Below are 19536 nucleotides of genomic sequence, written 5' to 3'. Positions count from 1 at the left end.
AGTCTGCATGACATCAGAGCGACCCGACCCGGTGGTGCCGACGGCCACCTACCGCTTGCAGCTGCAGCCCGAGTTCCCGTTCGCGGCCGCGGCGGCGGCCGTCCCCTACCTGGCCTCGCTCGGCGTCTCCCATCTGCATCTGTCCCCCGTCCTGGAGTCCGTCCCGGGCTCCACGCACGGCTACGACGTGGTGGACCACGCGCGCGTGCGGGGCGAACTCGGCGGTGAGGAAGGCCTGCGCGCGCTGTCACGCACCGCGCGGGAGCACGGACTCGGCCTGGTCGTGGACATCGTGCCCAACCACATGGCCATGGCCCCGCGCCACAACCGCGCCCTGTGGGAGGTGCTGCGGGAGGGCCCCAAGTCGCCGTACGCGCGCTGGTTCGACATCGACTGGGACGCACAGGGCGGGCAGGTGCTGCTGCCGGTGCTCGGCGGGCCGGTCGGCGCGGAGCTCGGGCAGCTGGTGGTCGACGGCGACGTGCTGCGCTACCACGACCATGTGTTCCCGCTCCGCGAGGGCACCGAGGAGCTTGCGCTGCCGCAGCTCCTGGACGCGCAGTGGTACCGCCCGGTGTGGTGGCGGCTGGCCCGTACGGAGCTCAACTACCGGCGGTTCTTCAGCATCTCGGAGCTCATCGGGGTACGGGTGGAGGACCCGGAGGTCTTCGAGGCCACGCACCGCAAGATCCTGCGGCTGCTGTACGAGGGCGTGGTGGACGGGCTGCGCATCGACCATCCCGACGGTCTCGCCGACCCCGACGGCTACCTGGCGCGGCTGCACGAGGCGAGTGGCGGACGCTGGACGGTCGTGGAGAAGATCCTCGCCGACGGGGAGCCCCTGCCCGCCTCCTGGCCCGTCGCGGGCACCACCGGCTACGACGCCCTCCGGCACGTCGACGGCCTGTTCACGGACCCGGTGGGGGCCGGTGAACTGCTGGGCCGGTACCGGAGGTTCGCGGCCCCGCAGACGGACCGGGGCGGCGACTGGGAGGCGACGGTGCGGCGGGCGGCGTACAAGGTGCTCACGCATGAGCTGGCCGCCGAGACGGACCGGCTGACCCGGGCGGCGAACCGGCTGTGCACCGGCTCGCCGGACCCGGCGCTGCGCGACCGGGCCCCGTGGGCGCTGCGCACCGCGCTGCAGGAGCTGCTGGTGCGGCTGCGGGTCTACCGGCCGTACGCCTCCGGTGACGCGGCCGCCGTCGTCACCGAGGAGGCCGCCGAGGAGGCCCGCCGTGCCTTTGTCGTGCCCGAGGAGGGCCGGGCGGTCGATGTGGTGCGTGGCCTGCTGGTCGGTTCCGCGGATGACACTCCCGGGCTCGCGGAGTTCCGCGCGCGGTTCGCGCAGACGTCGTCGGCCCTGCGCGCCAAGTCCGTGGAGGACACGGCGTTCTACCGCTATGTGCCGTTGCTCTCGGCCACCGAGGTGGGCGGCGACCCGGGCCGCCCGGGGGTGTCCCCGGCGGAGTTCCACGCGTACTGCGCGCGTGTGCAGCGCGACTGGCCGGTCACCGGGACCGTGGTGACGACGCACGACACCAAGCGCAGCGCCGACGTGCGTGCGGCGCTCGCCGTGCTGACCGAGTGCCCCGGGCGCTGGGCGGACGTGCTCACCGAGGTGACCCGGGACGGCGAGGGCGTACCGGACGCGCAGCTGGCCTGGGCCGCCTGGCAGACGGTGTTCGGGCTCGGCCCGGCGGACGCGGAACGGGTCGGCGAGGCCCTGCTCAAGCATGTCCGCGAGGCCGGCCTGTACACGAGCTGGACGGAGCAGGAGCCGCCGTACGAGGAGGCGGTGGCCGCGTTCGTCGCGGAGGGGCCGTGCGGGGCGCCCGGCGAGCGCGTGGCCGCCTTCCGCGGCTCCCTGGAGGCCCACATCCGGGCGAACGTGCTGGGCACCGCCCTGGTCCATCTGACGATGCCCGGGGTGCCGGACCTCTACCAGGGCACGGAGGACGAGTACCGGGCACTGGTGGACCCCGACAACCGGCGCCCGGTGCGGTTCCCGCCCCCGCGGGAGGCGGGCACGTCCGGGGAAAAGGCAGCACTGACGGCGGCGGCAATCCGCCTGCGCGCCCGCCGCCCGGACGCCTTCGGCGACACGGCCACGTACACCCCACTGGACGCCGAGGGCCCGGCCGCGGCCCACTGTGTGGCGTTCGCACGCTCCGGGGAGGTGGTCACGGCCGTGACCCGACTGTCGCTCCGCCTGGCGCAGGCAGGCGGCTGGCACGACACCCGGCTGCCACTGCCCCCGGGACACTGGGCCGACGTACTGACACCGGAACGGAAGTTCACAGGGCACGCGCGCGTGGCCGAGTTGTTCGGGTCGAGGCCGGTGGTGCTGCTGGAGCGGGTCGGCGGTGCGGGCTGAGGACGGCCGGTGGTGCTGCTGGAGCGGGTCGAGGAGTGTCGTTCACGGGAGGTGACGGTCGTCGCCGTCGTCTCAACCTCGAATGCATCTGGGCGCCCCCTGGAGGCTCCCCCGCGCTGTTCTTGACAGTTCACCTACGCCGTGCGGCACTGGGGATTGCGAAGCCGGGCGGACAAGACGGGGGTGAGTCTCCTGCCGGAGCTGCGTTACCCCAGTGTTCCCGAACTGATCGCGACCGCCCGGGCATTGGCCGCTCACCGGCCCGGCCTGTGCACGTTGCGGCAGGTGGGGGTCTCACGCGAGGGAAGACCCCTGCACCTGCTGTCGGTGGGCCACGCCCGACCGGCCGTCCTGGTGGTGGCGGGCGCCCACGCCAATGAGCCGACCGGGGGCGGCACCCTCCTCGCGCTCGCCGAACGGGTCGTACGCGCCCCGGGGCTGCGCGCCGACACCTCCTGGCACTTCCTGCTGTGCGCGGACCCGGACGGGGCCAGCCTGCATGTGACCCCGGCGCCGCGCAGCCTGTTCGACTACCACCTGGGCTTCTACCGGCCGGCCGGCCCCGAGCAGCCGGAGTGGTCGCCGTCGGTCCTGCCGCCCGACCGGCTGCCGCCCGAGACACGGACCCTGACCGGTGTGATCGACGAACTGCGCCCCTTCCTCCAGGTGACCCTGCACGGGACCGATCTGGGCGGCAGCTGGGTGCAGCTGACCAAGGACGTGCCGGGGCTCGCCGAGCCGTTCGCCAAGTCGGCGGCGGAGCTGCACATCCCGGTGGAGACGGGCGCCTCGGACGCCGCGGGCTGGCCCGCCTCCGGGCCCGGCGTGCATGTGATGCCCGGACCGGAGTCGGGCGTTCCCTACCCGAGCATGCCGGACGACGCACGGCACAGCACCTGGTACCACGCCCACCGGTACGGCGGCCTGACCGCGGTGGTGGAGGTGCCGATGTGGGCCAGCGACCTGGTGGACGACCCGGCTCCGCACCCCGCCCCCGTGGCGGCGATGCGGCAACTCGCGCACCGGCTGCAGCGGGACGCGCTGGAGGTGGAGCGGGTGCTGGCCGAGGCCCTGCCACGGCTGGACGGCCCCGAGGGGCCACTGCTGCGGGCCGCGAAGTGGGCACTGGAGCTGATCCCGGGCCTGGCCGAGGACTGGATCCACACCCCACCCATCGACACCACCCGGGCATACGTGGGCAGTGTGGACGCCTTCGGACGGCGGCTGCCGCTGCGGGCGGCGGCGATGCTGCTACGGGTCCTCCAGGAGGCCGACGACCGCGCCGCTCCCGGGCTCGAACAGCTCGTCGCCTCCTGGTGCGACGCCTTCGCCGAGCGTTTCCGGGCCCGCTGGGTGCCGCTGGAGCACCAGGTGGAGCACCAGTCCCGTACGGTCCTCGTGGCGGCGCAGTACGCGCGCGAGCGGGTGGCGTGAGGCCCGGCACGGGGAGAGTGGCGGGGCGAGACCGGCACGCGTGCGTGGGGCACCGTCACGTCCCACACACGCGTGCCCGCGCGGCCCTGCCCGGCCGGACTCAGTCGTCCAGCCGGAACACCTCCCCCGTCCCCGCTTCCATCGCGCACGAGTTGGAGAACGTCTTCTCGTTCTGGACGGTCCGGCCGTGCCACTGCCCGAACACGCGGACGGTGACCGGGGCGTAGATCATCGGGCAGACGGCGTCCGCATTCGCCCGGAGGCTGCCGATGTCGCCGTCCGCCGCCTCCAGTTCGGCGCAGGCCTCGGCCGCGTGGGCGTGGCCCAGGGGCGGGTCGCACAGCAGCAGGGTGCCGCGCATGTCGCCGGACCGCGTGTCGCCCCGGGTGACGGTGAGGTAGAGCCAGTTGCCGGAGTGGGCGTCCCGGGCCGCCGCCTGGGCGGCCGGGGCGGGGCAGGCGGCAACGAGGGCGGCCGCCGCCAGCAGGGCGCCGCGTACGGCGGTCGCTTGCTTGAAGTACGTCATTCCCGGTGCATCGGCACGGCGGCGCCGGCACCCCAGCCCGACTCACCCGAACGGGACGGCACGCGCGCGTGCTGCCGTGCCAGTTCGAACGCGCTCAGCACGACACGCGCCTGGTACTCGGCCTGGCGGGCCACCGGGATCCAGCGCGCACCGCAGCCGTCGCGGTAGTCCGCGCACCACGCGTCGATGAGCCGGTCCAGGTCCGGCAGGACACCGGCCGGATCGTGCCCGGTGCTGAGCACGAGCCGCCGCAGCAGCCCGGCCGTGCGCAGCGCCAGCCGGCGCCCGGAGATGCGCAGGGCGGCCAGGTGGGCGGTGTTGAGCGCGGGCAGCGGGCGGGCGCTGCCGTCGTCGGTGTCGGGGTCCCAGGAGTCGGCGAGGCCGGGGCAGACCAGTAAATAGTCGTCGACCGGCGCGAGCAGGCTGCCCACGTCGGGCACGGCTGCCAGCTGGGGCCGGATCCGGGCGAGGACGTCGTCCAGGAGCCGGGTGTCGTGGCGCAGGGTGCCGCTGACGGTGCGCAGCACCGCGTCCCGGTCGGCGGGCGGTGAGCCGTCCTCCACGGCGGCCACGCCCCACATCGGCGCCTCGACGATCGCGGTCACCGTGCCGTACCGGTGCGGGTGGAACCAGGTCGACTCGACGGCGGCCTCGGTGATGGCCGCGGCCAGGTCACCCCGGCGCGGCGGCGGGATCCGGTAGACGGCGGGTCCGACGCTGGGCCAGTACAGGGTGTCGTACGCGCCGAGTTCGCGGGGGATGCCGAGCCGGGCCGCGGAGTGCGCGACGCGCCGGGCCAGGCCGGGCAGGTCGCGGGTGAGCTCCACGAAGCCGCCGCCGACGTCGACTCCGTGCAGGGAGCACTGGAGGAAGGGCCGCAGCTCGTCCTGGAGCTGGAGCAGGGCGCGCGTCTCGGGCAGTACGGCGGCGGCCGCGCCCTCGGGCAGCCATTCGGGCTGTTCCAGGAAGCCGGGCCGGAAGAAGTTCCGGAAGTAGTGGTCCAGGGTGTACGGCCCGGACAGCCAGCCCTCGTTGCGGCGGGAGCCGTCGGGGTCGAGGCACAACAGCAGGTTCCAGGTGGTGTCGGCGGCCTCGGTGAGCCGGGAGTCGGCGAGCGTGCGCTCGGCCAGCCGCAGGGCGGTGGCGCCGCCCACCGGCTCGTTGGCGTGCGGCCCGGCCACGACGAGGGCGTGCCGGCTGCCGTGACCGATGGAAAGCAGCCACAGGGGCGCGCCCGCGCGGGAGGTGCCGATGCGGCGCAGCCGGGCGTCCTCGGGGCGGCGGGCGACGAGCGCGGCCGCGCGGGCGCCCAGCTCGTCCACGGTCGGATAGCGGAGGAGCGGCAGGGCACACCTCCACAATGTGGTGCCGTCGTTTCACCTGGTGTGCATGGTGTACGCACAGTCAGTCACGAGTTCAGGGGTACGTCAACACCGCGGCGGACAACTCGTTTTCGGCCACCGTGTCCGGTGCCGGGCCTCGCTCAGTTCAACGAGAGCCGGAAGGCCATCCGGCCGAAACCCACCTGGTCGCCGTCGCGGACCACGGCGGCGCCGATCACCCGGCGCCCGTTGACGGTGGTGCCGTTGGTCGAGCCGAGGTCCCTGAGGACCCACATGCCGCCCTGACGGCGGAGTTCGGCGTGCACGCGGGAGACGGTCTCGTGGTTCAGCCGCAGTCCGTTGGCGGGGTCGCGGCCTATGCGCAGCGGATGGCCGTTGCCGGCGTGCGGCAGCATCAGCTTGGGCAGCCGCTCGGCCTGCCAGGCGGTGCGCAGCCGTACGGTGAAGCCGGAGACCGCCTCGACGGTGCCGAACAGGACCCGCGAGAGACGGTTCTCCCGGGGTAGGTCGGCGGTCAGCACGGCGAGTTCGTCGGCCCGGCGCGCGGCCAGGGCGAGTTCCATACGGCGCACGAACGTGTCGTGCGACAGACGGCCCATGGCGACGCCGTCACGGAGCACCTGCAGCGCCTTGTCGCGCTCCGCGTCCGAGAGCCGCGCGGGGTACGTGTTGAACTCGAAGGACGACGTCACGCTCGTGATTGTCGGTCAGTGAACCCCGGGTGTCCAGAAAACGGGGAAACGACCACCACGCGCGCGTACTGCCGGCGACACCCGCGGAGAAAGGAAGGATTCAAGGCGCATCCGTCCCGGTCACGGCACGATGGACGGGCTACATCACGGTGAACAGACGAAGGGGAACCGTCCGTGCAGTTCGAGGTGTGGGCACCGCAGGCAGACCGTGTGACGCTCCATTGCGACGGCGCCACGCGCGCGTTGGAGCGCAACCCCGAGCGGGCGGGGTGGTGGACCGGACAGTCGCCGGCGCAGGACGGGACGCGGTACGGGTTCGCGCTGGACGACGGTCCCGTGCTGCCCGACCCGTGCTCGCGCCACCAGCCTGACGGCCCGGACGGTCCGAGCGCGGTCGTGGACCAGGAGCGGTACGCGTGGCGTGCCGAGTGGGCGGGGCGCCCGCTGCCGGGGGCGGTCCTGTATGAGCTGCACGTGGGGACGTACACCCGCGAGGGCACCCTGGACGCGGCCGCCGAGCGGCTCGGGCATCTGGTGGAACTGGGCGTCACACATGTGGAGTTGATGCCGTTGTGCCCCTTCCCGGGGCGGCACGGGTGGGGGTACGAGGGCGTCTCGCTGTGGGCGGTGCACGAACCGTACGGCGGCCCGGAGGCGCTGAAGCGGTTCGTCGACCGGGCGCACGAACTCGGTCTGGGGGTGGTCCTGGACGTCGTGCACAACCATCTGGGGCCGTCCGGGAACCATCTGCCCGCGTTCGGGCCGTACTTCACCGAGACGCACCACACTCCCTGGGGAGCCGCGGTCAACCTGGACGCGCCCGGTTCGGACGAGGTGCGCGCGTATCTCGTGGGCAGTGCGCTGGCCTGGCTGCGCGACTACCGGATCGACGGTCTGCGGCTGGACGCCGTGCACGCGCTGCGGGACACGCGCGCGTACCCCTTCCTGGAGGAGCTGTCGGCCGCCGTGGACGGCCTCTGCTCCGAGCTGGGCAGACCGCTGTTCCTGATCGCCGAGTCCGACGTCAACGACCCGCGGCTGATCACCCCGCGCGCGGAGCACGGCCTCGGCCTGCACGCGCAGTGGAACGACGACTTCCACCACGCCCTGCACACCGCGCTGACCGGCGAGTCCCAGGGCTACTACGCGGACTTCGCCCGCGCCCCGTTCGTCGCCCTCGCCAAGACCCTCTCCGGCGGTTTCTTCCACGACGGCACCTACTCCGGCTTCCGGGGCCGCCACCACGGCCGCCCGCTGGACCGGGCGACGGTGGCCGGGCACCGGCTCCTCGGCTACTCCCAGACCCACGACCAGATCGGCAACCGCGCCCAGGGCGACCGCCTGTCCCAGTCGCTGTCCCCCGGTCTGCTGGCCTGTGCCGCCGCGCTGACGCTGACCGCGCCGTTCACGCCGATGCTGTTCATGGGCGAGGAGTGGGCCGCGGGCACCCCGTGGCAGTTCTTCACCGACCACACGGACCCGGAGCTGGCGCAGGCCGTACGGCAGGGCAGACGGCGGGAGTTCGCGGCGCACGGCTGGGCCGAGGAGGACGTGCCCGACCCACAGGACCCGGCGACCCGCGAGCGCTCCTGCCTGGACTGGTCGGAGCCGGAACGCGAGCCCCACGCGCGCGTGCTGGCCTGGTACCGCCGGCTGGTCGCCCTGCGCCGGGAGGAGGCGGACCTCACCGATCCCGACCTCGCCGACACCAAGGTGGCGTACGACGAGCAGGCCCGCTGGCTGGCCTTCCGGCGCGGGGACGTCCGGGTGGCCGTCAACCTGGGCAAGGAGCCGGCCGCGATCCCCCTGGGCGCCGGAGAAGTACGAGTCCTGGCCGCATGGGACCCGGTGGAGGCGCCGGGGGCCGACGGGCTGCTGCTGGTGCCCGGCGAGTCGTGCGTCGTACTGACGCAGGGCTGACCCGGCGGGGCTACAGCTCCTCGCGCGTCTCCTCGTCCCGGAAGTCGGTCACCCGCTCGAGCAGGATCGCCTCCCAGGCGCGCCGCAGCTGGGTGCGCAGCAGCGGGAGGGGGCCGGTGTCATGGCCGTCCAGGCGGTTCATGAGCCTGACGACGGTGTCGCAGCGGGCCAGCCACAGGCCGCGCAGGCAGGGGCGGGCGCCGTAGCCGGCGAGGGTGGCGGCGCGTACGGCCGCGCCGGAGCCGACGGCGAGGGCGAGCCCGGCGATGTCCTCGGCGGGGTCGCCGACGACCACGCCGGTCCAGTCGAGGATGCCGCGCACCCGGCCGTCGGCGCTCACCACGAGGTGCTCGCCCCTGAGGTTGTGGTGCACCAGGACGGCCGTGCCGGGCTGTGCGGCGAGCTGGGCGGCGCCGGCCGGGGTGAGCTGCAGGATCAGGGCGGGGTCGAACTCGTCGGCGGCGCCGAGCCGTTCCGCGGCCCGTACGGCCATCCGGCGCAGCGCCTCCAGGGAGCGCGGCGCGACGCGTGGCACGCCGAGCGTCTCCGCCTGCCGTACCGGTACCTGGCGCAGTGCCGTGAGCAGGCCGGACAGGTCGGCCTCGCCGACGGCGGAGACGTCGTGCTCCTCTCCCGTGCCGCCGGGCACCTTGGTGTCGAGCGTGTAGGTCAGTCCCGGGGCCCATTCGCCGTGCGCCACGCTGAGGGGGACGGTGACGGGGACGTGCGGCCGGACGAGGTCGCGCAGGCGCAGTTCGCGGCGCTGCCGGGCGGCGGCGTCGCGGTCGGGGGCGAGGCGCAGCACATGGCGGGTGCCGACCCACCACGTGGAGTGCTCGCCGCCCTCCGCGACGGGCCGCACGTCCGGCCCCGAGGTGCTGTCCGCGCTCTCCTTGAGCAGCGTACTAACCAGTCTGCGGACGGTGTCCGCGGTGGGTGTCGGTGCCTGGGTCATGTCGCGCCGTTGCCGTTCGGGGTGGTGTCGTCGAGGGTGCGTACGTCTCCTGGTGTCCGGGGCCACCCGGTCAGTCCACTATGACCATGTCACGAGTCGTGTTGTTGAGGCGACGGCCGCCGTCCGCGGTCACCGTGACGATGTCCTCGATGCGCACTCCGAAGCGGCCGGGCAGGTAGATGCCGGGCTCGACGGAGAAGCACATGCCGGGTACGAGGGGCTGTGCCTCGCCCTCGATCATGTACGGCGGCTCGTGGGTGGTGACGCCGATGCCGTGGCCGGTGCGGTGGATGAAGTACTCGCCGTACCCGGCGCCGGCGATCACCGCACGGGCGGCCCGGTCGACCTCCTGGCAGGCGACACCCGGGCGCACCGCGCGGAAGCCCGCCTCCTGGGCCGCGCGGACGATGTCGTGGACCTTCCGCTCCTCGTCCGTGGGCTCACCCACGTGCACGGTGCGGCTGGTGTCGGAGCCGTAGCCGTCCTTGAGGCCGCCGAAGTCGAGGACGACCATGTCGCCGTCGCGGATGACGCGGTCGCCGACCTCGTGGTGCGGGTTGGCCCCGTTGGGTCCGGAGCCGACGATGGTGAAGTCGACCTGTGAGTGGCCGAAGCGCCGCAGCAGGTCGGCGAGGTCGCGGCCGACGTCGGACTCGCGCCGACCGGCGAAGGACACCTTGCGGATCTCCTCGAACGCGGCGTCGGCGGCGGCTCCGGCGGACGCGAGCAGTTCCAGTTCCGCCGCGTCCTTCACGGCGCGCAGCATCGGCAGCGCGTCGGTGAGGGCGGCGTAGGAGGTGCCGGGCAGGATCTTCTGCAGGCCGAGCAGATGCATCGCCCAGGCGTTGTCGCTGATCCCGAAGCGGCCGCCGGCGTCGAGGAGGGCGGCGGTGACCGCGTAGGGGTCCGTGCCGTCGGTCCAGCCGCGCAGGGTCAGGGCGGACGCGCCGGCCGCCTTCTCGGCGTCCGGTGCCTCCAGGGTCGGTACGACCAGCACGGGGTCGCGTCCGGCGGCGAGGACGAGCACGGTGAGCCGTTCGGTGACCGCTGTGGGCGCGTAGCCGGTGAGCCACACCATGTCCGGTCCCGGCGCCACGAGCAGGCCCGCAAGACCGGCCTCGGCGGCACAGCGCGCGGCGCGCTCCATGCGGGCCCTGTAGTCGTCGGCCGTGAAGGGGGCGGGCATGCTACCGGTCATCCAGGCCTCCGGGGACGTCTGGGGGCGGGGCAAAGGACTACGGGCAGCATCCTGCCCGGACACGGAGGCCCGCGCGAGCCGGTTACGGGGTCCCGCGGCCACGATGTCGCCGGTCGCGGGTGGCGGCGGGAGGTCAGGTGACGACGCCGGGGACGGCCGTCAGCCGCTGGTAGCCGCCACCGCGGTGCCGCACCGTGAGCGTGACCTCGGCTCCGGGACGGGCGCGGGAGACGGCCCGCGCGAGGTCGGCGGCCGTCCCGAGGCGCGTCCCGCCGAAGCGCAGGAGTACGTCGCCGACGACCAGGCCGGCGATGTGGGCGGGGCCGGGCTCGTGGACGCCGACGACCAGCGCCCCCGACTTCTCGGCGTCCACGGCCTCCACGCCGAGGCTCACGCCGACCGGTGACGGCGCGGCCGACCGGGTGGCAGCCGCGGCCGGGGGCGGCGCCTGATGGCGCAGCTGGGCCAGCCGGCTCATACCGATCACCGACGCGCCGACCGTGCCGAGACCGACTCCGGACAACACCAGGACCGTCCCGACGAACAGGCTGAGCAGCAGGGTCCTGAGCCGCCTTCCGCGCCGGCGCGCGGCGTGCGGGCGCTGTCCGGCGCCGGGGGTGCCAGTGATGGTGCCAGGGGTGCCGGGGGTGCCACAGTCCCGCCGCTCCTGACCGGGCATCGGCTTGGGACGCAGTGCAGTCTCTTCCATGGTTCGCCTCCGGCTGGTGCTCTACCCGGCGTACGCGGGCGCGACGAGCCACGAACGAGTGAGACTGACCGGGGGTCAGCACAGGGAAGTCATAGGCATCACGGCCCGGAACGGGCCGCGCTCGCCGACATCCACGCCCTCACCGCCCTCACCGCACGCGCGCGTGTTCAGCCCGTGTGACCCGTGTGCTGCTCGCCATGGCCGCCGTGTGCCGCGCCGTGGTCGAACTTCAGGGCCTCGGGCGGCATCACGACGAAGGGCCGCATCATGCCCATGTCCTCGTGCTCCAGCAGGTGGCAGTGGTACATGAACCGGCCGTACGCGCCGTCGAACCGGCCCATGACCCGCAGGATCTGCCCTCCGGGGACACGGAACACGTCCTTGTGGCCGCGCTCGTTGGGGGCCAGCGGCAGCTGGGTCCCCGGGTCGAACGCCACCGGCTCGACCGTGCCGCCCACCGCCGGGTCGAAGCCCGAGACGTCGTAGGCGTCGCGGCCGAGCAGCTGGAAGTCGGCCAGGTGGATGTGCATGGGGTGGACGATCGGCGCGAGGTTGAGGAAGCTCCACTGCTCGTAGCTGCCCTCGGCGATGGTGAAGCCGAGCCCGTCGTTGAACGTCCGGGACGTACGCCGGTACGTCTTCGTGGTGCCGTCCGCACCCGTGAGCCGGATGATCCCGTCCGTGGGTACCTGGATGTCGCCGGCGTCCTCGACCTGGGTCATCTCCCAGATCTCCGGGTGACCGCCGGCGCCCTTGGTGGCGGGCGGGGTGAGCACGATCAGGCGGTGGCCGTGCGGGACGTCGTGGGTGAGCCGGCGGAAGGAGCCGGAGAGCACCTCAGGCAGCTCGAAGGTGTCCGTGCTCTCACAGTCCTGGACCCGGAACTCCAGGACGGCCGGATAGCGCACGTCACCGGCCGGGTCGGGTACGCCCGCCGGCCGGTTGCGGCCCTTGTCGACCAGGCGGAACCGCTTGCCCGCGAGGCCACGGAAGTCGACGAGCAGGTCGAAGCGCTCGGCCGGGGCGGCGGTCAGGGTGGGCAGGGTGTCGTCGAAGTCGATCGGCACGGGCCGCGGCAGGAGCCCTCCGTCGCTGCCGATCTGGTGGACCACGCCGGGCACCGGGTTGTCGTCCTCGTCGACCAGCACGAGGTCGTAGATGCGCGCGTTCGACGCGTTGACCAGCCGGAAGCGGTACCAGGCGGCGTCCACGTCGGCGTACGGCCAGATGCGGCCGTTGACCGTGGTGTACGGGCCGGTGAACGGGATGGAGACCGGCTTGCCCGTCTCCGGGTTCCGCTGCTGGACGATCACCGTCTTGTGCAGCAGCCGGCCGTTGAGGCGGCCGTCCTCGTCGGTGTCGAGGTTGCGGTCGGCGAGCAGCAGCGGGATCTCCCGCTCCCCGCGGGGGAGGTGGAGGGCGTCCTCCTCGTCGTCGCGGACCAGGTAGGTGCCGTACAGGCCCGTGTGGACGTTCCACCGCGTGATGTTCATGGCGTGGTCGTGGTACCACCACTGCACCGCCTGGTGGTCGTTCGGGTATTCCGACAGCTGCGCGTCACCGTGGCCGACGGCGTTGTCCGCCCAGCCGTCGTTGCCGCCGCCCGTCTGGGCGCCGTGCAGATGGGTCACCGTCCAGGCGGGCAGCGCGGCCACGTCCTTGTCCGGCTCGACGCCCTCGCGGCCGGGCTCGGTGGTGGCCTGCGGACGGCCGTCCGTGCGCAGCGGCACCTCCACCGAGGCGACCGGGTATTCGCTGTCCTTGGGAATGCGGTTGGTCCAAGCGATGCGGACGCGCTGTCCGCGGCGCACCTCGATGGTCGGGCCCGGCACCTGGCCGTCGTACCCCCACATCAGGGTCGGCGGCAGCTGCGGGTGCAGGCGGATCCAGGTCGGGCGCAGGGCGATCTCGGTCTCGTGCGTCACGTCGGCGGACGCGGGCCGCAGGACCGACGGGACGGGCAACGGTGCGACGTACGGCGTCAGTTCGGGCGGAGCCGACGGCTGTCCCCCGTCGACGGCCTCGGTGATCCTCTCGATGATCTCGGTCACGTTCGCACACCCCCGTGTGTTCTGTTGTGTTCTGTTCCCCTCGCCCCGGAAGACTCACGACGGTCCACCCACGTTCCCTGAATGTCCCACTCCGCACGAAAGTGTCTGGAAACCGCCCAAGAGGGGCGACGCGGGTCGTGCGTCCGGGAGGAAGCCGTGGGCACGGCGGGCGAGGTAGGGGGCCCTGTAGCGGTCGACCCGCTGGTGCCAGTGCAGGACTCCGGCCAGCCAGTTCTGCAGGTCGAGGACATAGCCTCGGACGGCCTCCCGCGTCTCTTCGGGCAGGTCGAAGTCGTCGTACATGACCGGCAGTTCGTTCGCCGCCACATGCTCGAACTGGCGCATGCGCTGGGTCATCAGGTCGTGTACGACGCCGAGTGCGGTCGGGTAGTCGACGCCGAAGAAGTTCTGGACGACGAGGACACCGTTGTGGATCTCGCCCTCGTACTCGATCTCCTTCTGGTAGGAGAAGACGTCGTTGAGGAGGCACCCGTAGTCCATGGCGGCGTTCTCCAGCGAGCGCACCGGCCCGCTGCGGTAGACCTCCGGCGGGATCGCGGGGCCCCGGCCCCTGCGGCACAGGCTCAGGGTGAGGTCGGAGCCGAAGGTGGCGCGCCGCATCTCCAGATAGTCGACCGGGTCTGGGATGCGGTTCTGCAGTTGGTTGGAGAGTTCCCACACCCAGCTCTCGGTCATCGCGTCGACCGACTGCTTCAGGGCGGTGCGTTCACCGGGGGGCATCTCGGCCGTCGTACGGGCCCACAGGTCGCATAGTCCGCGTTCCATGCCGTTGGCCGGGGCGGGGACCGCCTCGCCGTCGAGGGGCATGCACGCGGACAGCCGTCGTGTGGTGAGCCGGGCGGCGGCCAGGTCGCGGCGGTGTCCGAAGACGAGGGGGTAGTAGTCGTCGCCGTAGGCGCCCCAGGCGAGCCACTGCGCGCTGAGGTCGAGCGCCTCGGGGGTCGCGTCCGGGTCGAGGCCGGCCGAGCACAGCGCGAGGTCGTACGCGGTGAGCTTGTCCTCGTCCCAGACCCCCTCCCGGAGCATGCCTGTCCAGTGCATCCAGCCGGCCAGGCGCTCGCGCGCGCCGTCCAGGTGCTCGGAGAGCGCCAGCGGGAAAGGCATGCGGAAGTCGGGCAGCAGGGACGGGCCGACCTTCTGGAAGGGCACATGGGAGTAGGCGCGCAGCCGCTCTGCGGCGGCCGAGGCGAGCAGGGCGCCGATGTCGGCGGCGGAGGTGCCCGGACCGGTCAGGCCGTGCCGCGGGGAGACGGAGACGGCGCCCTCGTTCATGTACCGGCTGGAGCGCAGATGCCATTCGTGGCCGCCCGACTGCCAGTCCTGGAGTCCCTTCGTGTAGGCCGCGACCGCCGCGACCTGGTCGGGGGTGAGGCCCTTGTCGAGGGCGAGCGCCGGCACTTCGGTGAGCGCGGTGTGCTCAAACTGGTGCAGGCGCGAGGTGAGGATGTCGTTGACGGTGTCGGCGGCCTCCTGGGTGGTGCAGCCGAAGAAGGTCTCCAGGACCAGCACACCGTTGCTGTTCTCCCCCTCGTCCTCCACCTCCCGCTGGTAGGAGAACAGGTCGTTGCGCAGGTGCACGGCGTCGGAGAAGGTCTCCATCAGCACCCTGAGCGGCCTGGATCCGGCGACGCGGGCGGGCACCTCGGCGCTCGCGTACTCGACAAGGCCCGCAGACCAGGGGGCGCCGCCCACCTTGCGGCGCATCTCGATGTACTCGACCGGATTGGCGATCCGCCCCTCATCGATGTTGGACAGCTCCCACATCGACTCGTTGAGGAGGTGCTCGGTGGCCAGCGCGAACCGCCGGCGCCAGTCGGCGGACATCGACGGCACGGTGCGCGCCCACAGGTCCGCGAGGCCCGCCTCGACGGGGTTCTCCGGCTCCGGTACGGCAGTCGCCAGGTCCAGCGGCATGAACAGCGGCAGCCGGTCGAGGTGGGCCTTGCCGGCCGCGCGGTCCTGGGTGCGCTTGTACCTCTCCAGGAAGTGGTCGTCGAAGAAGAACACCCACACGTACCAGTCGGTGATCAGCGAGAGTGCGGGTCCGTCGCAGTCGGGATGGGTGTAGGCACACAGGAGCCCGTAGTCGTGCGCCTCCAGATCCGCCTGCGCCCAGACCCCGGAGCCCTCCAGCATGCCCATCTCACACGCCCACACCGTCGAGTGGGCGCGCGCCTCGTCGACATGCGGGTTCAGCCGCGCGGGGTACGGCATGTAGAAGTGCGGGAGTTCGAACGGCTGCGTCATGGCCGGGGCCCTACCCGTGGCCCCCGGCAACCATCCACCGGGCAACACGTGATCACACCATCGCGTGAACCGGGCGGAAACCCGCCAACTCGCCCCGTACGCAAGCCCCGTCCGCGCTCTTGCCGAGCCCCCGCGCACCGGTCACGGTGGTCGCATGACCTCCTTCGTGCTGCCCCATGAAATGCACGGCGACGGCGCCCACAAGGTGTTCGCCGTGCACGGCTGGTTCGCCGACCGGTCCGCCTACGCGGCCGTCCTGCCGGACCTGGACCGGGAGACGTTCACCTACGCGCTGGTCGATCTGCGCGGCTACGGACGGGCCAAGGACGCCGTGGGCGCGTACACCACCGTCGAGGCCGCGCTGGACCTGGTGGAGCTGGCCGACCGCCTCGGCTGGGAGCGGTTCTCGGTGGTGGGGCACTCGATGGGCGGCGCGGTGGCCCAGCGGCTGCTGGCCGTGGCCCCGCACCGGCTGCGCCGGATCGTCGGCGTCTCCCCCGTGCCCGCCTCGGGGCTGCCGCTGCCCGGCGAGCAGTGGGAGCTGTTCGCGGATGCGGCGCACCGGCCGGAGAACCGGCGCGCGATCATCGACTTCACCACCGGCGGCCGCCGTCCCGCGGCCTGGCTGGACCGGATGGTCGACACCTCGCTGGAGCGCAGCGACGCCAAGGCGTTCCGTGCCTGGCTGGACTCATGGGCGGGCGACGACTTCCGCGCCGACGTCGAGGGCTCGGACGTACCCGCGCTCGCCGTGGCCGGAGAGCTCGACCCGGCCCTGTCACCCGAGCTGGTCCAGGAGACCTGGATGTCCTGCTACCCGCGCGCGGAGCTACGGCGCCTGCCGAGCGCCGGACACTGTGCGATGGACGAGACCCCGCTGGAGCTGATCCGGGTGGTCGAGGACTTCCTGCGCGAGGACGGGCCCGGCAAGGACGGCACGGCGTGAGCGTGCGCCAGGCTCCACCCGTTCCGGACGTCTTCGATCCGCGCCGCTACGCGTTGGGTGTGCCGTACGACGACTACCGCGTCCTGCGCGACCACCACCCCGTGGCCCGGCAGGAGGAGCCCGAGGTGCTGGGCTGGCCGGCCGGGCCCGGTTTCTGGGCGGTGACCCGGCACGCGGACGTGGTGCGGGTGCTGAAGGACGCGGCGACGTATTCGTCGTACATCGGGGCGACCCAGATCCGGGATCCAGACCCGGAGGATCTGCCGTTCCTCCGGAGCATGATGCTCAACCAGGACCCGCCGCAGCACGGGCGGCTGAGGCGGCTGGTGAGCCGTGCGTTCACGCGCGCGCGGGTCGACCGGTTCGCGGACGTCACGCGGGAGCGGGCCCGCACGCTGCTCGCCGGCGCCGTGGCGGCGGCCCGCGCGTCGGACGGCACGGTCGACCTGGTCACGGCCGTCACCGACGAGTACGCGCTGCTCAACCTCGCCGACCTGCTGGGTGTCCCGAAGGGCGACCGGAGGCTGCTGCTGCGCTGGACACAGCGGGTGATCGGCTATCAGGACCCGGACGAGGCCGGTCCCCCGGTGCTCGACGGGGAAGGCAAGCCGGTCAATCCGCGGTCGCCCGCGATGCTGCGGGACATGTTCGACTACGCCCGGCAGCTGGCGGCGTACAAACGGCGCTACCCCGCCGACGACGTGATGACCACACTCGCACACGACGCCGAACTCACCGGAGCGGAACTGGAGATGTTCTTCTTCCTGCTCACCGTCGCGGGCAACGACACGGTGCGCAGCGCCGCTCCGGGCGGGCTGCTGGCGCTGGTAGAGCATCCGGAGGCGTACCGGTCGCTGCGCGACGGGCAGGTCCATCTCCCCACCGCTGTCGATGAGTTGCTGCGCTGGCATCCGCCCGTGCTGACCTTCCGCCGTACCGCGGCACACGACACCGAACTGGCCGGGCGGAAGATCCGGGCCGGTGACAAGGTGGTCGTCTTCCACGCCTCGGCCAACCGGGACGAGCGGGCCTTCACCGGTCCGGACCGTCTGGACCCGGCCCGTACGCCCAATCCGCATGTGTCCTTCGGGGACGGTCCGCATGTGTGTCTGGGTGCCCACTTCGCGCGGCTTCAGCTGCGGCTGCTGTACGAGGAGGCGCTACGGGTGCTTCCCGCACCACGCCTGGCCGGACCCGCCGAGCGTCTGGTGTCCAACTTCATCAACGGGCTCAAGTCGCTTCCGCTGTACGTGGATTGAGTGGATCGACCTGAATCAGTGCGTGCGTGCCACCGGTCCGCCAGCGCTGTCCCTCGGCAGCGACCAGGGCGGCCTCCGTGCGGGCGTCCAGGCCGGTGATCACATCGGACTTGAGCGTGCGCAGGGCGGCGACCGGGCCGGGGAAGTAGGCGGTGACGTCCCGGAAGGGCGTGGTCGGGGGCCACAGCCGGTCGCCCACCATGCGCCGGTAGTTGAGGTCGCCCTTGAAGAGCGTCAGCGTGGCCGCGGCGAACTCCGCGCGGAGGTCGTCGGGCATGTCCGTGTACGGCAGCGGGGCGCAGGTGAAGGGGTGGGCGCGTACGGCCAGTCGGCCGTCGGCCATGGCCGCCCACAGACGCCGCCCGTACGCGGCCGCCGCGCCCGGCGCCGAGACGAGCCGGCGCAGGGCGTCGACCACGTCGGCGGTCGTGGCGTCGGAGACGTAGTACGGGTACGGCTTGACGTGCAGCACGGCCCGCCCGATACGCCCCTCGGCGAGCAGGCGGGCGATCAGCAGCAGGTCCGGGACGAGTTCGCGGCCCGCGTTGTCCGCGACCAGGCACAGGGTGCCCGTGCCGGAGGGCGGCAGCAGGGACCACAGGGTCTCGCTGTCGTCGGCGACCAGGGCGGGCACGGCCTCCTTGGCCTCGGCACCGGCGTCGGACAGCCGGAAGCCGAGGTCGGCGCGGTTGCCCCAGAGCGAGCCGTGCAGCAGGGCCGGCGCCCGCTCGTGGGCCGGGCCGTCCTCCAGCGCGTCCAGCGCGGCCAGTTCCTCGTCCGTCTCCCTGGCGTCGAGTTCGGCCAGTTTGAAGGGGCGGAAGGGGTCGATGCCCCGCCAGGCGCCGGGCCCGAAGAAACCGACCGCGTCGAGGAGCCGGCGGTAGAAATAGCTCTCGGACCACAGCCAGGGGACGTCGAACCAGGACCGGCCGGTGTACGCGTCCATGCCCCACTCCCGCCATCGGTCCCGGTCGGGCGCGTCGGCGGGGAGCGGCTCGATCACGCCCTCGGTGCAGCTCTTGTGCAGCGCGTCGAGCGCGCGGTGCTGCTCGGGGTCGTACGGAAAGGCGTCCCGCACCTGCCGGATGATGGCGGGGTGCCGTTCGGCCAGCACGCCGAGGGGGAACGAACCGGGTTCGTTGCCGAGGATCACGGGCGCGGCGGAGGTGTCGGGCATGCGCGTCACCGTATCGCGCGCGTCAGACGGTTCTGATCTCCCGCTCCAGCTGCGAGGCGAGGGTCAGATAGCGGGCGCGCCGGGGCACCGGGACCAGGCCGCGGATCATGAGGTGCCACATCTCGGCGACTCTGCGCGGCAGTCGGGCGACGGGCTCGAGGGAGCGGCCCGCGACCCGGGTGCCGACGAAGAAATACACGAGTGAGTGAGCGACGGCATCGATGTCTATGTCCGGGTGCACATCGGACTCCCTGACGGCTCCGAGGAGTTTGCGGGTGGCCAGCTCCAGCCACTCGGCGAAGGGATGCCGCAGCGGCGGCCGTACGGCGACCTCCGCGGTGGCCAGGCGGAGCCCCGCCCGGGGGATGGGGCCCTCGACGGCGAGCCGGGCGATCCCGAACGTGGTGCGCATCAGGGCCTCCAGCGAGGAGCAGGTCCGGCTCTCCACTTCTCTCAGCACCTGCCGCGACGCCCTGGACTGGAGCTCCATGATGGCGTACGCCAGATCCTCCTTGGCGGCGAAGTGGAAGTACAGCGCCCCCTTGGTGACCTGGGCGTGTTCGACGATGTCACTCAGACTGGTGGATTCGTAGCCCTGACGGTCGAACAGGTCGGCTGCGGCTGTGATGATCGTTGCTCGGGTCTGCTCGGCGCGTAACTGCCTCGCCATCGACTGGACAC

At 72.7% G+C, this 19536-nt stretch carries 15 protein-coding genes; 5 read left to right on the top strand and 10 right to left on the bottom strand.

Features of this window, described 5'->3' with window-relative positions:
• Positions 1-7: 7 nt before the first annotated feature.
• Together treY and N8I87_RS31650 are read left to right on the top strand one after the other, a co-directional pair.
• Positions 8-2377 carry a malto-oligosyltrehalose synthase gene (gene treY / locus N8I87_RS31655; protein ID WP_263213826.1) on the top strand — a complete coding sequence of 790 codons (2370 nt, stop codon included), beginning with the start codon at positions 8-10 and terminating at the stop codon, positions 2375-2377.
• 183 nt (positions 2378-2560) lie between these two features.
• Entirely contained in the window at positions 2561-3811 is a 1251-nt protein-coding gene (locus N8I87_RS31650) for a M14 family zinc carboxypeptidase (RefSeq protein ID WP_263213824.1), read from the top strand.
• 100 nt (positions 3812-3911) lie between these two features.
• Here the strand turns inward: N8I87_RS31650 and N8I87_RS31645 are convergent, their stop codons facing one another.
• The 3 genes from N8I87_RS31645 to N8I87_RS31635 all read right to left on the bottom strand — a co-directional run bounded on the left by N8I87_RS31645 (position 3912) and on the right by N8I87_RS31635 (position 6372).
• A complete protein-coding gene (locus N8I87_RS31645; RefSeq protein ID WP_263213823.1) occupies positions 3912-4337 on the bottom strand; it encodes a subtilase-type protease inhibitor in 426 nt (141 codons plus the stop codon).
• Positions 4334-5659 (bottom strand): M14 family zinc carboxypeptidase, encoded by a 1326-nt coding sequence (locus N8I87_RS31640; RefSeq protein WP_263213822.1) that lies wholly within the window; start codon positions 5657-5659, stop codon positions 4334-4336. Before N8I87_RS31640 ends, N8I87_RS31645 begins: the two co-directional genes overlap by 4 nt.
• Positions 5660-5820: 161 nt before the next feature.
• Positions 5821-6372, bottom strand: coding sequence for an FHA domain-containing protein (locus tag N8I87_RS31635; RefSeq protein ID WP_263213821.1), 552 nt, complete (start codon positions 6370-6372; stop codon positions 5821-5823).
• A 174-nt stretch (positions 6373-6546) separates the two neighbouring features.
• Here N8I87_RS31635 and treZ point away from each other — a divergent pair, with 174 nt between their 5' ends.
• A complete protein-coding gene (gene treZ / locus N8I87_RS31630) occupies positions 6547-8292 on the top strand; it encodes a malto-oligosyltrehalose trehalohydrolase (protein ID WP_263213819.1) in 1746 nt (581 codons plus the stop codon).
• Between the two features lie 10 nt (positions 8293-8302).
• On the opposite strand, the gene N8I87_RS31625 is transcribed toward treZ, so the two are convergent.
• The 5 genes from N8I87_RS31625 to cyc2 form a co-directional block, all read right to left on the bottom strand.
• The gene (locus N8I87_RS31625) at positions 8303-9247 is read right to left on the bottom strand and encodes an aminoglycoside phosphotransferase family protein (protein WP_263213817.1); all 945 of its coding nucleotides are present in this window, start codon (positions 9245-9247) and stop codon (positions 8303-8305) included.
• A gap of 70 nt (positions 9248-9317) precedes the next feature.
• Complete coding sequence (locus N8I87_RS31620; protein WP_263213815.1) at positions 9318-10445, bottom strand: aminopeptidase P family protein; 1128 nt, start codon at positions 10443-10445, stop codon at positions 9318-9320.
• A 133-nt stretch (positions 10446-10578) separates the two neighbouring features.
• Positions 10579-11154 (bottom strand): PDZ domain-containing protein, encoded by a 576-nt coding sequence (locus N8I87_RS31615; protein ID WP_263213814.1) that lies wholly within the window; start codon positions 11152-11154, stop codon positions 10579-10581.
• Positions 11155-11321: 167 nt separating this feature from the next.
• Entirely contained in the window at positions 11322-13205 is a 1884-nt protein-coding gene (gene phsA, locus N8I87_RS31610; RefSeq protein ID WP_263213813.1) for an O-aminophenol oxidase PhsA, read from the bottom strand.
• A gap of 54 nt (positions 13206-13259) precedes the next feature.
• Positions 13260-15473 (bottom strand): germacradienol/geosmin synthase Cyc2, encoded by a 2214-nt coding sequence (gene cyc2, locus N8I87_RS31605; RefSeq protein ID WP_263213812.1) that lies wholly within the window; start codon positions 15471-15473, stop codon positions 13260-13262.
• A gap of 154 nt (positions 15474-15627) precedes the next feature.
• Here cyc2 and N8I87_RS31600 point away from each other — a divergent pair, with 154 nt between their 5' ends.
• On the top strand, positions 15628-16419 hold the full coding sequence (locus N8I87_RS31600; RefSeq protein ID WP_263213811.1) for an alpha/beta fold hydrolase: 792 nt from the start codon (positions 15628-15630) through the stop codon (positions 16417-16419).
• Complete coding sequence (locus N8I87_RS31595) at positions 16416-17678, top strand: cytochrome P450 (RefSeq protein WP_263213810.1); 1263 nt, start codon at positions 16416-16418, stop codon at positions 17676-17678. Before N8I87_RS31600 ends, N8I87_RS31595 begins: the two co-directional genes overlap by 4 nt.
• Here N8I87_RS31595 and N8I87_RS31590 read toward each other — a convergent pair.
• Positions 17650-18855, bottom strand: a complete 1206-nt coding sequence (locus tag N8I87_RS31590) for a damage-control phosphatase ARMT1 family protein (RefSeq protein ID WP_263213808.1) — start codon at positions 18853-18855, stop codon at positions 17650-17652. The genes N8I87_RS31595 and N8I87_RS31590 overlap by 29 nt on opposite strands.
• A 22-nt stretch (positions 18856-18877) precedes the next feature.
• Positions 18878-19525 carry a ScbR family autoregulator-binding transcription factor gene (locus tag N8I87_RS31585; protein ID WP_263213807.1) on the bottom strand — a complete coding sequence of 216 codons (648 nt, stop codon included), beginning with the start codon at positions 19523-19525 and terminating at the stop codon, positions 18878-18880.
• Between the last annotated feature and the right edge of the window lie 11 nt (positions 19526-19536).

Source organism: Streptomyces sp. HUAS 15-9 (assembly GCF_025642155.1).
Taxonomy (GTDB): Bacteria; Actinomycetota; Actinomycetes; order Streptomycetales; family Streptomycetaceae; genus Streptomyces.
Note: the sequence above shows the minus strand (reverse complement) of the source record. Positions and strands in the feature narration are given on the sequence as shown.